This window comes from Amycolatopsis regifaucium (assembly GCF_001613935.1).
Classification (GTDB): Bacteria; Actinomycetota; Actinomycetes; order Mycobacteriales; family Pseudonocardiaceae; genus Amycolatopsis; species Amycolatopsis regifaucium.
Genome location: NZ_LQCI01000011.1, coordinates 1 through 12003, shown reverse-complemented (window position 1 = coordinate 12003; position 12003 = coordinate 1). Strand labels below are relative to the sequence as shown.

At 65.7% G+C, this 12003-nt stretch carries 11 protein-coding genes and 2 pseudogenes; 6 read left to right on the top strand and 7 right to left on the bottom strand.

Features of this window, described 5'->3' with window-relative positions; all coding sequences use genetic code 11:
• Positions 1-63 precede the first annotated feature (63 nt).
• Entirely contained in the window at positions 64-228 is a 165-nt protein-coding gene (locus AVL48_RS39535; protein ID WP_169812900.1) for a hypothetical protein, read from the bottom strand.
• Positions 229-1105: 877 nt separating this feature from the next.
• Complete coding sequence (locus tag AVL48_RS13655) at positions 1106-1750, bottom strand: lytic polysaccharide monooxygenase auxiliary activity family 9 protein (protein WP_061982818.1); 645 nt, start codon at positions 1748-1750, stop codon at positions 1106-1108.
• A gap of 969 nt (positions 1751-2719) precedes the next feature.
• Here AVL48_RS13655 and AVL48_RS39025 point away from each other — a divergent pair.
• Both AVL48_RS39025 and AVL48_RS13650 read left to right on the top strand, forming a co-directional pair.
• Positions 2720-2890, top strand: coding sequence for a hypothetical protein (locus tag AVL48_RS39025; protein WP_156515767.1), 171 nt, complete (start codon positions 2720-2722; stop codon positions 2888-2890).
• A 254-nt stretch (positions 2891-3144) separates the two neighbouring features.
• Positions 3145-3759, top strand: a complete 615-nt coding sequence (locus tag AVL48_RS13650; protein ID WP_082857640.1) for an HNH endonuclease family protein — start codon at positions 3145-3147, stop codon at positions 3757-3759.
• A 187-nt stretch (positions 3760-3946) separates the two neighbouring features.
• Here the strand turns inward: AVL48_RS13650 and AVL48_RS13645 are convergent, their stop codons facing one another.
• Positions 3947-4858: a cytochrome P450 family protein gene (locus tag AVL48_RS13645; protein ID WP_244162381.1), complete on the bottom strand. Its 912-nt coding sequence runs from the start codon at positions 4856-4858 to the stop codon at positions 3947-3949.
• Between the two features lie 158 nt (positions 4859-5016).
• On the bottom strand, positions 5017-5229 hold the full coding sequence (locus AVL48_RS13640) for a DUF3072 domain-containing protein (RefSeq protein ID WP_061982820.1): 213 nt from the start codon (positions 5227-5229) through the stop codon (positions 5017-5019).
• Positions 5230-5598: 369 nt separating this feature from the next.
• Between AVL48_RS13640 and AVL48_RS13635 the strand changes: the two genes are divergently transcribed.
• Positions 5599-7224, top strand: a complete 1626-nt coding sequence (locus AVL48_RS13635) for a carboxylesterase/lipase family protein (RefSeq protein WP_061982821.1) — start codon at positions 5599-5601, stop codon at positions 7222-7224.
• A 98-nt stretch (positions 7225-7322) separates the two neighbouring features.
• Here the strand turns inward: AVL48_RS13635 and AVL48_RS13630 are convergent, their stop codons facing one another.
• Both AVL48_RS13630 and AVL48_RS13625 read right to left on the bottom strand, forming a co-directional pair.
• Complete coding sequence (locus tag AVL48_RS13630; protein ID WP_061982822.1) at positions 7323-8039, bottom strand: GAF and ANTAR domain-containing protein; 717 nt, start codon at positions 8037-8039, stop codon at positions 7323-7325.
• A gap of 54 nt (positions 8040-8093) precedes the next feature.
• Positions 8094-8630 carry an ANTAR domain-containing protein gene (locus AVL48_RS13625; protein ID WP_143105020.1) on the bottom strand — a complete coding sequence of 179 codons (537 nt, stop codon included), beginning with the start codon at positions 8628-8630 and terminating at the stop codon, positions 8094-8096.
• A gap of 1636 nt (positions 8631-10266) precedes the next feature.
• Here AVL48_RS13625 and AVL48_RS40535 point away from each other — a divergent pair.
• Positions 10267-10494 (top strand): helix-turn-helix domain-containing protein, encoded by a 228-nt coding sequence (locus AVL48_RS40535; protein ID WP_074038129.1) that lies wholly within the window; start codon positions 10267-10269, stop codon positions 10492-10494.
• Positions 10495-10984: 490 nt separating this feature from the next.
• On the opposite strand, the pseudogene AVL48_RS40055 reads toward AVL48_RS40535, so the two are convergent.
• Positions 10985-11260, bottom strand: a pseudogene (locus AVL48_RS40055) (transposase); the annotation flags it as partial.
• On the opposite strand from AVL48_RS40055, the gene AVL48_RS39020 reads away from it, so the two are divergent.
• Together AVL48_RS39020 and AVL48_RS39780 are read left to right on the top strand one after the other, a co-directional pair.
• Positions 11162-11599: a Scr1 family TA system antitoxin-like transcriptional regulator gene (locus tag AVL48_RS39020; protein ID WP_061982824.1), complete on the top strand. Its 438-nt coding sequence runs from the start codon at positions 11162-11164 to the stop codon at positions 11597-11599. The pseudogene AVL48_RS40055 and the gene AVL48_RS39020 overlap by 99 nt on opposite strands.
• Before the next feature lie 176 nt (positions 11600-11775).
• A pseudogene (locus AVL48_RS39780) lies at positions 11776-12003 on the top strand (hypothetical protein); the annotation flags it as partial.

The window sequence follows — 12003 nt, the reverse complement described above, 5'->3', positions numbered from 1 at the left end:
CGGACATCGTCGTTGTCAACAGCGAGTACGAACCGGTCACCTCGGCTGACAGAGATCTTGTTGTCACGCGTCTGTTCCGTCGGACTCGGGCGTCGCATCGCGAGTTGTAATCACCATAATGAGCGCGACGGCCAACCCGGCGGTCGGGGCGACGGTTGCGCCCAGCGTCGCATGCGGGACGATCGCGCCAGGCGAGGTCAGCAGCACCAGCAAACTCAGTCCGGCCACGACTGTCCACACCGCGAACACCCGGCCCGCTTGCTCCCCGGCCACCAGTACTCGCGGGCACCGCCAACGCTAGCATCGGGGTTAGAACGAGCAGCAACGGCGATCGCATCAGAGACACCGCCAGGAACAACCCGCTCAGTGGGTCTTCACTCCACTCCCGCGCGACGCGACCAACCTGACCACTGCCGGGTAGCCGGTCAGCACACTTGCCGTCAACGCCGAGCTGACGATCAGGCCCAGCATGCGCCGCCACAACGCGCCTCGCGGCTCACCCGGCGAACACTTTTCGACCATACCGTGAGCTCGGGACGCGAGGAAAACCGAGTTTGTCCGCCCTGTCGAGGGGGGTGCTCACAGCAAACGATGAGGACGTAGCCCATTGCCGACGTCGCCAGGACCGTCAGGCTCAGCTTGCGCATCGTGGTCACGCAGGGCCTGCGCCGGCTATCGGCCGGTGGAACCCAGCCAGCGTTGCCCGGTGCTGCACTCGCGGTGTCGCCCAGTCGGTCTCGCCGCACAACGACCCCCGAAATTCGAGACGATGGGCTGGCGAAGCAGCCTTATGCCCACGAGAACCCCGTTGCTTGGGGAGCTCGTTCTGCTGCAGAAGTACCGCAGCTACCGGTAGCGGGTCTTCGGTGGATGATCACACGCTTCCTGCTGCTAGACCGCAATGAGAGCCGGCGCCGGATGGCCCGTCCTCGGACAGCCGGGTCGTGTGTCGACTCGGCCGGAGACCGATGTGGGAAAGCCACATCGATCGTGCGGCGTAATCGGCGTCTCAAGATCGCACACCGTCAGTAGAGGGTCCTCATCGTCCCATACTCGCACCGCTAGCTGCTAGCGGTTGATCGCAGTAGCCGGCCGGGTCGTGCAGTCAGTTGAAGATCACGTCCGAGCAGGAGTAAAACGCCTCGCCGGAGTCGGGCCAGTGGCGTTGCCAGATCGAGTAGATCAGGTGCCTGCCTGTCCGCCCGCCGGGCAGGTTCGCTTGCAGCCGGTAAGTGTTGCCGACGATCGGCGGGTTGTCCTGCTTGTAGAACGGAGTGTTTTCCAGATCCGACCACTTGAGCGGTTTCGTCGGGTCGTAACCCGGCTTGGTGACGTACAACTCGAAGGTGCCCTCGTGCGCGGCGGTCAGCTGATACCGGAAGGTGTACGGGCCGCTGCCCGGCATCGTGGTCGCCGGCCAGTCGTTGCGGGCCAGGTCGAGCCCCTTGTACTTGCCGCGGCCGGCGCTGCACAGCTTGCCGTCCGGGATGATCTCACGGCTGCGGCCGCTGGCGTCGCCGATGTTGACCTCGTCCCAGTCGTAGATCGGCCAGCTGTCGCCCACCGCGATGGCGGCCTTGCACGCGGCGGACCGCGGATTCTCCGGACCCTCCTGGAAACACTGCATGATCCGGCTGATCGGGTTGCCCATCGAGCCGTGCGCGACGGCGGGGACGGCGGTGAACACCGAGACCGTGCCGAGCACGGCGGTCAGTATCGCGACTTTGACGGCGGAGCGGGAAAACTTCATCGTAGTGCTCCTCTCCTCAGAGGTCTAGACCACAACACGGTAGAGGTCCCTGCGCACCGACTTGTAGGTCCGAAAGTCGGGTGCGGACGAGTTCGGGGTGGCCGAGCGGCCGGCGCAGGCCACGAATCCGTGATCTTGCCTCTTTTTGGCTTCACCCATGAGTCGGTGGAGGGGTCGGTGGCGCCTCGACCGGAGGCGTTCTTCCGCAAGGCGCGTCACGTGTCGATCCGAGTCTTCGCCACGCAGGAGAGCTCGTCGATCGGATCGGTGACGGCAAATGAGACTATTACCCTGAAGGTAGCGAAGGGGGCCTTCGGTACTTGGTTGCAGTCAAGTTCTCTCCGTCCACAAGGGACGCTATCAGCCAACTCCGTGTCCGATTCAGGCCTGTGTGTGCGGTTTCGGGGTGGGGTCGTGAGTGCTGATTAGGGTTAGAACACCACTTAGCACTCACGCCCCCCTGAAAAAACGTGCATACTGCCCGATTCGGACACTTAGCCGCTAGAGAGTGTCCTTTATGGACACCCTTGTTCTCGTACGGCTTCCGGTAGCCGGTCCGGACCTGCGGGAGGGCATGCCATCTTTGGCCTACCCACCAGTAAGTGCAGTGTGCCCGGTTCCTCGGCCGAAGGGGGTGTGGTGTTGTGGCTGATCCAGCGGTGCATGACGTCGGCGGCGAGCCAGTGCCCTCGGGCTTCTGCTTCCTCGGCGGCCGTGACGCCGTTGCGCGCCGGAGCGGGTCGGGTCCGCGGGCGAGCAGGAACGCGGTGGTGTCGCCGGTCTGGACGTGGCTGTCGTGTTCGACGTCGATGGCGAGGCGTAGTAGGGGTCAGCCGTCCCAGGCTGGACGGTGATCACCGGGCCGATGTATCCGACGTCGGAGTTCACCCCGGTTATGGCCCAGTCGGCTACTCGTTCGAGGCGGCGGGGTGCATGTCGCGTGTAGGAGGCCGACCCTGATGTTTCGGCTTGACGATGCTGTGGCCTCGCCGATTGTGGGAGTTTCAGAACGGCAGGTGTGAGCATTCAGCAGATCGCGGGAGGCTCGGCTGGGTGGTGGCGGAGCTGGTCGATGACGTGGGTGGCGATCCCGCGCCGCTGGTCATGGGCAAGGCGGATCTCGCCGAGCAGACCATCTGACAGGAGTCACACATCTAGTAGTCGACGCGGCCGATAACGGTGCCTCGTAGCGTGAGAGACCGCCACTACGCCATGGAGGTGCGGAGGCAAGGTGCGCTGTTCGCCGGTCCCGCCAGAGTCGCGATTCCCGTTTACTGCTCCCACTAGGTGCACAAGCTGGGTCTCGACGGAGAGGGAGCGACGTGGTCGGGGAGGGGCGAGCCGTCCGATGGGGGATCGCGCGGACGACGGTGGCCGTTGTGTCGCTCGCGTCGATGGTCGCTTGTGCGGTACCCCCCGCCACGCCGGTGGCTCCGGGCGGTAGCCCGGTCGCCGGATCGGCACCTTCCGTTCCCGTGGCCGAGGCGCAGAAGCTGCTGGGGACGTTGCAAGTCGCGGTCCGCGGGAATCTGGATGGGTATGACCGGGACAAGACGTTCCCGCACTGGAAGACAGTGTCCGGCAGCTGCAACGTCCGGGAGGAAGTGCTGAAGCGTGCCGGCGAGAACGTCGAGGTCGATGAGCGATGCGCTCCGGTGTCCGGCTCATGGCATAGCACTTACGACGGTGAGACGTCGCGGAAAGCCTCCGATGTCGACGTGGACCACGTGGTGCCATTGGCTCATGCGTGGGTCAGTGGCGCGAAGTCGTGGGACCAGGCCAAGCGGGAGCAGTTCGCCAACGATCTGACCCGCCCACAGCTGTTGGTGGTGACCGACAACGTCAACCGGGAGAAAGGCGACAAGGCGCCGGAGCAGTGGAAGCCTCCGCTGGTGTCGTTCTGGTGTACTTATGCGACCGACTGGATCGTGGTCAAAGCCGGGTACGGGCTGTCGATCACCGTGCCGGAGAAGACAGCATTGTCGAGCATGCTCGACCGTTGTCGATGACACCGCCGTCGCCCGGCAACTCGGTCGGGAGCGCCCGTCGCGCTGCCCGCGAGAAGGTGGTCCGCGAAGCCGATGCACTCGACGCTCTCACAAGCGGAGTTGGTGTCCTGGCCGATGTCTGCGACGCCGGGACCCGCGCTCAAGTGCGGCTACATGGCGATCATCGATCGCGGCTACTCGGTGTACGTCAAGCAACGGCGTGACGGACGGCCCCGCTCCAGCCGACGATGACCTGCCGAGAAGATGACCGGGAGTCGCTCAACGGCGTTTCCACTCCTGCCGCTGCCATGCGGGCGTCGCGGAGCAGGGCGAGCTGGTCCGGGTTCGCCAGCAACACGGCCGTGCCGAGGGCGATCATCGCCGCGGTGGTGTCGTGCCCGGCCACCAGAAGCAGCTGGCCCAGCGTGGCGATTTCCCGCGCGGTCATCTCGCCCGTCCGGTACCGCTCGACGGCCAGCGTGCTGAGCAGATCCTCGCCGGGCTCGGCGTTCTTCCCGGTGACCAGCCGTTCCAGGTAGGCGTTGAGCTCCTCGCTGGCGGCCATGGCCCGTCCGGGATCGGCCTCGTCCATGACGAGGGTGCGGGCCACGTCGTGGAAGAAGCCCCGGTCGGCGTAGGGCACCCCGAGGAGTTCGCAGATCACCTGAGAAGGGACCGGCAAGGCGAACGCCGTCACCAGATCGACCGGTTTCGGGCCGTCGAGCATCCGGTCGATCAGGTCGTCGACGATCCGCTGGATCCGTGGCCGCAGAGCCTCCATTTTCCCCAGCGTGAATTCCGGGGCCAGCACCCGTCGATGGGTGGTGTGTTCCGGCGCGTCCATCTGCATCAACGTCTTCATCGTCGTGTCGCGTGCCTTGCTCACCGCGTTGGTGTGCGGGAAGCCGGGCAGGGTGGCGTCGACACTGACCCGGGGATCGGCCAATACCGTGCGCACGTCCTCGTGCCGGGTGACGAGCCACGGTGTTTCGCCGTCCCAGAGTTCCACCCGTGACACCGGATCCTCCGCGGCTCGCCGCGTCAGCTCGGGTGCCGGGTCGAAGGGTCGGTCCGCTGCGCGCGGCATGGGGAACCGCGTATTCGCCTGATCGTCGTCCATGCGTTTCTCCTTGCTGTCGAGTGCTTCGCGCTCGCAGCATGCCGGTGGGGGAGACACCGGGAATCGGACAAATCAGACGTGAGTTGTATCACATTCGTCCTGGGGAAAACTACCGCACCACTGCTGCTGGAGACTCATCGACGGCGGCGGAAGGCGGGTCAGTGCCCACGTCCGGTCTGGTCCTGTAGCCGGTCGATCAGCTCCGACGCTTCCGCTTTGGTCAAGGACTCCGGGATCGTCTCGCCCGCCTCCTGGGCGAGAGTGCGCAGGTAGGAGCGCTGAGGCCCAGTCATCGGCTCATCACCGGTCGCCCAGTCTTCGCGGGGTTTCTCCGGGCTCGGAGTGTCGCTCGGCTGCGTGTTGTCATTCATCTGGCGTCCTTCGGCTGGGCACACGGTCATGCGGCGGTTACCCGGTCGGCGGGGAAAGCACACCTCTGGTCATGAAGGTGCTCGTGAGTTCCGGCCGCCGCACTCCGTGAGAAGCGAGGTGTGAACGACGACGGCCGCGCCCGTCGTGTGCCCGCAGCCGCCCTGTCCATAGTGGACCACGATCTTGCCTGTCGTCGCGAGGCGAGACGAATGCGGTCAAAGACCATGATCGCCTGGGTTTTGACAGTTCCGGCGCGACCGAACGGTGGTTGCGCCGTCCGACGGTGTGGCCAGACTGAAGGAACGGTGATGGGCGCCGGCGGCCGCCGTTGCCCGCGCCGACAGGTCTTTCGTTCGGCAGGAGGACGGATGAGACTCGACCGAAAGGTGGCCGCCGTCATGGCGGCTGTCGTGCTGGTGACGCCGTTGGCCGGCTCGGCCTCCATGGCCGTCGGCCTGAGCGAAACGAAGCAGGCCGCACAGGTCTGTTCGCCGGGTACCACGGTGACGACCGACGACGGCCCGGTGTGCGGTGTCGCGGGCGCCGAGGTCACATCGTGGCAAGGGATCCGTTACGCCGCACCGCCGACGGGGGAATTGCGCTGGCGGCCACCTCGGCGGCCGGTTCCGTGGACCGAGCCCTTCCCGGCGACCGCCGAGGGCAACCAATGCGCGCAACCGGCAGGCACGGGCCCGGGTTCGGAGGACGAAGACTGCCTCAATCTGACCGTCCGAGTGCCTGCCAAGCGTGGACCCGGCCCGCTCGCGGTCATGGTGCAGATTCATGGCGGCGGGTTCCTGCTGTGGAAACCGCAGGACGCGAGCCGCCTGGTGACGGCGGGCAACGTCATCAGCGTGGAGGTCAACTACCGCCTCGGGATCTTCGGCTTCCTGGCCCACGAGGCGTTCGGCGCGCACGCGGGCAACTACGGGCTGCAGGATCAGCAGGCCGCGTTGCGCTGGGTGCAGCGCAACATCTCACGGTTCGGCGGAGACCCGCGCAACGTGACGATCTACGGTGCTTCCGCCGGTGGATCGAGCGTCTGCGCCCACACGGTCTCGCCGGCCTCGGCGGGATTGTTCCAGCGCGGTATCAGCCAAAGCGGTGAGTACAACTCGCTGCTCGGCGTGGACACGGTGTGGCAGCCGCAGGACTGCAAAGCGAAGCTGCCCACCGAAAAACAGGCCCAGAGCACCGGGGCGCGATTCGCCGCCGCCGTCGGCTGTCACAACGTCGCCGAGGCCGCGGCCTGCCTGCGTAAGGCGCCTGCCTCGACGTTGCTCAAGCAGGCGGATCATGGGAGGAACCCCGACAACGGGACGGTCGCGCCGATCGTGGACGGAAAGACCTTGCCGATGTCGCCGGGGGAGGCCTTCGCCGCCGGGCGCGTCAACGACGTCGCACTGATGCACGGGGTGGACCGCGACGAAACCCAGTTGCCTTCCGCGTCGACCACGGAGGACTACGAGAAACTGGTGCGCCAGCAGTACGGTCGGCACGCGCCCGCGGTCCGCGGCACGTATCCGCTTGCCCGGTTCCCCGCGCCCGCCCCGTTCCTCGCCTTCCGGACCATCGTGGCCGACTCCAACTCCGTCTGCCCTTCCGCCCTCAACAACGCGCGGTTGGCGCGGCACATCCCGGTCTACGCCTACCAGATGGACGCCACGGACGTCCCGCCGCAATTCTTCGTCGACCCGGCCAAACCGAACGGCGCTTATCACATCGCCGAATGGCTCCTGCTGTTCCCGGACGGCGTCGAGCTCAATCCGAATCAGCGGGTGCTGTCCGACCAGCTGGTCGCGCAGTGGACCGGATTCGCCCGGACCGGCGACCCGACCGTGGACGGGACCCCTCGTTGGGATCGCTACACCGAGGCCGATCCCGTCGTCATGTCGCTCAACTCGGCGGGGGACAGCAGACTCACCACCGAGATCCCGCGCCAGCATCATTGCGCATTCTGGAACGACCTGACCCCGTTCACCGGCGATCGATAGCCTGATCCCGACGACCGCTGGGCGCGCTCCGCCACTGTCTTCCTCTCCCCGCTCTGAGCAACGGAGGCAAGTGAGACAGTGAGCCCGCGGGTCATGTCCTAGGGATGTTCGGAGGTCGGCAGTGCGCCGCTGGTGTTGACGATGTGGTGGGCGATGTCGCTGATGCGGCGCCGGTGGCGGCGGGCGTGGCCGCGCATCATTTCGAAAGCCTGGTCCACGCTGGTGTCGCGTCGAGCGGCGAGGATTCCCTTCGCTTGCTCGATCAAAATGCGGCTATGCAGGGCGGTGTGCAGCTGGGTGACGAGATCGACCTGCTGCCGCATGACTCGTTCGTGCAGGATTCCGATCGTCGCGGCGTCGGCGAGCGCCTGCGCCAGCCGCACGTCGCTCGCCGACAGTTTCCCGGAAGGGACGTTCAGCAGGAGTAGCGTGCCCAGGACCTCGTCACGCAGACGCAGTGGGACGGCACACATCTCCCGGTAGCCCGCCCGCTCGGCGAAATCGGGCCACCGTGAGCGCGCCCCGTCCAGATCGACCGGGCCGATGCCGGTCACGTCGCGATGGCTTTGCCAGGCCGGACCGTCGTGCTGGGCCACGGCCAGCACATCGGACAACGCGTAGCCCGAATCCGATGCCGCTATCGGGCGCAGTTCGGTGCCGGGAGGCGCGAGCAGCAACGCCGCGGCCGAAACACTGAGCAACTCCGTGCGCCGCGTCGCGAGAAGGTCCAGCAGTTCGACGAAATCGAAGTCGCTCACGAGGGTGTCGGCGAGTTCGACGAAGGTAGCGGCCAAGCGTTCGTCCCGGTTCACCATCTCAAGGTCCTCGCCCGGCCCGTTGGCCGTTTCTGTGTCCTGGCCTCGGGCAGGTCAAGAACGGTGGAAGTCTCGTGGCAACCTGAGGCGCCGGTCGACGATATCCCGTGCCACCTCGACGATCGGGCGTTCCTGACTGAGCGCGTAGGCCCGCAGCTGGGACAATGCCTCGACCAGCGAAACGTCCAAGAACACGCTGATGAAGCCGGCGGCCTGGTGCACCTCCGCCCGATGGAGATGCTGCGACCATACTTCCTCCGCCGAGTCGTCCGGATCGGTCAGCAGCGCCGGGGTGAGGGAATCGGCCAGCGCCAGAGCGGTGGTCACCGCGGCTCTGCCCATGGACCCGGCCGCCCGCCGATGACACATCAGCGCGCCGATGCTGATCGCGCCGAGCATCACCGGGAACGCGAACACCGCGTGCACGTCCCTTTGCAGCGCGGCGGCGGTGAAACCGGGCCAGCGCGCGGTCACTTCCAGCGCCGAGCACAGCACCGGAGCGCCCGTGTCGATCGCGTCGACCACGGGGCCTTCTCCGAAGGTGAACTGCTCGTCGTCGAGCCTGGCACAATCGGCTCGAGGCCCCGCCACCGCCGACCTCGACACCGCACTGTTCGGCCCGCCGTACATCTACATCGCCGCCGACAACACGGCCGTCGCCGCGGTTCAACAACACCCCGCCCACGTCAGCGATGTGCCCCCAAACGCTGTCACCACAGTCGGCACCCTCCACCCAGCTGCCTGCGGAATCGACGTCGACCCCGGCGACAACGGGGCCCCCGCCGAAGCCGGACACGCCTTCGGCGACGCCCTGGTCTCCTGGTGCGAACGCCTCGGCCTCCCCTGGCTACGCCGCTCCTCCGGCCGACCCGGCCATCTTCACCTCATCGCCCTCGTCCCGGCGCAGCTAAGACACGAACTGCGCACACTTTGCACCCAGCTCGCGCGGCACCATGCGATCTCAGCGACGGTCCGGAGCACACTTCGTCTCATCACAGCACCGCACCGCCTCGGTCTCCCCTGTCCGATCATTGACGGCACCCTGAACGCACGCGACCTACCCACGCCCGCCCAAAGCCGACATCGGCGTGCCTATCGGTCTCGCTCCCGTCGTTTCCGTGCACGATCACCGCACACCGCAAGCCGCTCCGAAAGCGAATACGGCGACGCTCTCGCACGGGCCCGCGCTGGCTGGTCCACCGATCAGGTATGGCGCGCCGCGAACCGCGCCGGAACCGCGGCAGCCGACATCGGCAAGCAAGCCTGGCAACGCTGGATCTGGGCCCCGGCACGCACAATCGTCGATGCCGAGCAGCATCTCCCAGAAGAGACCGCATGGCAGCAGTTCATACAAGCTTCACCCGTACAAGCACGGCACTTGGGCCGCTCGCGGTGGCTCACGGAGCGTTGGCTGCCCGCGATCGACGAGGCGCGCACCCACCGTCCTCGCCGCCGCACCACTCGAACTCAGCAGCGTTCCCAGACGGCGTCCGCTATGTACGACCAAGGGAGCCAGATCGCCCAAACACGTCGGCTCCTCCGCATCACAGCGTCACTGCATCTTCAGCGTTCGCCCGCCACGCAGATCTCCATAAAACCTTCCACACTGTATGCCGCTCTCGATGCCCTCGCAGCCGCAATCGTCACCCGGTCTGGGTCGCTCTCGATTCGCTCATGGGCCGAAAGGTCCTTTCTTGACCCGAAATCAGTGCGCCGAGCTCGCGATGCAGCTGAACAGTTCGGTCTCATCCAACGCACCCATCGTTACTGCGGCGGGCCCAGCGACTGCGACAGCTGGCAACTCACAAAGGCCCTTAACGACCTATTATCGCGTCTCCGAGGCCAATCCCCCACTATTCTGTACACCCCCCACACGCCCAGCTTTGGTGCAGCAAACTACGAACGCCTAAAACGCACCCATCTACGCGAACAGAACCAATGGCGTTTACTGTGGGTGTCGCGGACAGATCACAACGCCTCCACTAATGGACATACGTCACCGGCCACCACGCGTCATCCCTTCGAACACCGACACATGCCCCTCGGATCTAATACGCCACTAAAAACAGCAGCCATCAAAATAGCGGGCGCAAGTCTCATCGATGATCGACATTAAACGAGAGCAAAACTACTCCAGACAAATACGCGGCCCTTAACTCAATTTCCAGGAATCCACGAAATTGACGCCTTACCAGGAAAACTGTAAGTTCACTCGATCGAGGCAGCAATGAGAAACTTAGACGATCAACCCGAGAAGCCGCGCTTCTACAGCGTCACCGAGTCCGCCGCAATCCTTCGCATGTCACCAATGACATTGTATCGCGCAATCGACTCTGGTTCGTTTCCAGCCATTCGGATTCGAGGTCGACTAGTCGTGTCGGCGCGCGCAATTGACAAGATGGAGAGCGCAGCTCTGTTCCGCGATGAGGCAGTCGACGCCGCCGAATTCAGTTGATGCCAGAGCTATTTAAGTCTTCTTCTAATCGCCGAGCACTACGCACATGCCCGCGAGGGGATTGAACCGCGGGGAGAGTCGAACGCAGTGATCGCGCGATTGCCTGCGCGACAAATTCGGTGGCCCGAACCGAGCCATGAGGCGAATCATCGGCGCGGTGACCACGGCCGGGCCGAGCGGAGGTCGTCCGCCATCAACCGGGCGACAAGATCGATTGACTTCCTCCTGGCCGGGAGTACGACCTCGTACCGCTCGCACGCCACGGCCACCAGTTGCTTCAGAGTCCCCTCCCGCTCACCCGACGGCTCAGCCCGCCAGCTCGGCGAATCTCAGGATCTTCATTTCCTTCCAGAAGCAGTCTGACCGCGACATCCGGCCAGCCCCCGGCCGCAGAACTCCGTGCGACTCCCCCACCATCGCCACCAAAAGCACATTCACACTGGGACATCGGGTGTAGCGTTCGCCCGTCATCTGGCTGCTCAGCGGGCTTCGTAACCACCATCTCATCCACACCGCCAAGGCGCTTCTGCCGCTTCGCGACGATCTTAGGCTCAAAACTGGCGTCCCGATCTCGCGGCACGTCGATCTCGACTGGGCCGACATCAGTCGGCACGGTCTTCGAGCGGATGCCGTTGCGCGAGTTGCTGGTCCCGCGGCCGGCCGGGTCGTGCTTGTCATAGCCGAGGTGATCGGTGATCTCGCCCTTGAGCGCGGACTCCAGCAGCCGCTTGGTCAGCTGCTGCAGAGACTGGAGGCCGGGGGTGCCGATCCGGAGGCGGCGGCCGAGCAGCTAACGTGTCTCCGCGATCACGCCGGTCAGCGTCAGGTCAGCGTCCGGGTTCGTCCGCTGACCGCTCCCTGCACGCCAGAGCCGTTGGACCGGTTCACGATCACCACCGACGCCCGCGGTCGCAGTATGGTGTTCGTCGAGGCGCGAGAGCCCAGCGGGCTACTGATCTTCCGGGACTCGGAGCACATCGAGCTCTATCTGCGGATCTTCGCCGGGCTGTGCCGAGACAGTCTGGACGAGAACGACAGTCGTCGTCGGATCGCCGACGGGTGCGGAGTCCAATCCGGCGCCTCGAAGGACGCTGTCTGCCGCTGACACCGGGCGGGCGCTGTGCTTGCCGGCTACGGGCGCTCTGAACCCGGGCGGAGCGCGTGCCTGCCAGTGGGTCCGTTTAGGGTATGCAGGTCGGTGAGGAGAGCGTTGAGATCGAGCGGGAACCGGCATCGGGTCCGGCGGCGCCAGGGCGGCCGGGGACAGGCCATGCAGTCACCGTGACTGTCGACCTGGTGCTGTTGCAGCATCGTGCGCAGTGCTCCGGTCAACAGCGGAACCCCACGGGCCAGCTGGGTCAAGGATTCCAGGTCGGTTCGGTGGGCGGCCGCGTCGTAGTCATCGAGCCGCTTGCCGACCTCGTCGGCGAAGACGTGGGCGAGAAGTTCTGGTCGTGGACCGAGCCCGGTGGCGACCTGCATCGGGTTATTACCCGGGATGAGCTGCTC

What these genes read in the sequence shown, in the direction of transcription:
- AVL48_RS13645 (WP_244162381.1), bottom strand. Translation starts at nt 4,858, where the DNA reads ATGGACGACGATCAGGCGAATACGCGGTTCCCCATGCCGCGCGCAGCG.
- AVL48_RS13650 (WP_082857640.1), top strand. Translation starts at nt 3,145, where the DNA reads ATGGTCGCTTGTGCGGTACCCCCCGCCACGCCGGTGGCTCCGGGCGGT.
- AVL48_RS13655 (WP_061982818.1), bottom strand. Translation starts at nt 1,750, where the DNA reads ATGAAGTTTTCCCGCTCCGCCGTCAAAGTCGCGATACTGACCGCCGTG.
- AVL48_RS13635 (WP_061982821.1), top strand. Translation starts at nt 5,599, where the DNA reads ATGAGACTCGACCGAAAGGTGGCCGCCGTCATGGCGGCTGTCGTGCTG.
- AVL48_RS13630 (WP_061982822.1), bottom strand. Translation starts at nt 8,039, where the DNA reads ATGGTGAACCGGGACGAACGCTTGGCCGCTACCTTCGTCGAACTCGCC.
- AVL48_RS40535 (WP_074038129.1), top strand. Translation starts at nt 10,267, where the DNA reads ATGAGAAACTTAGACGATCAACCCGAGAAGCCGCGCTTCTACAGCGTC.
- AVL48_RS13640 (WP_061982820.1), bottom strand. Translation starts at nt 5,229, where the DNA reads ATGAATGACAACACGCAGCCGAGCGACACTCCGAGCCCGGAGAAACCC.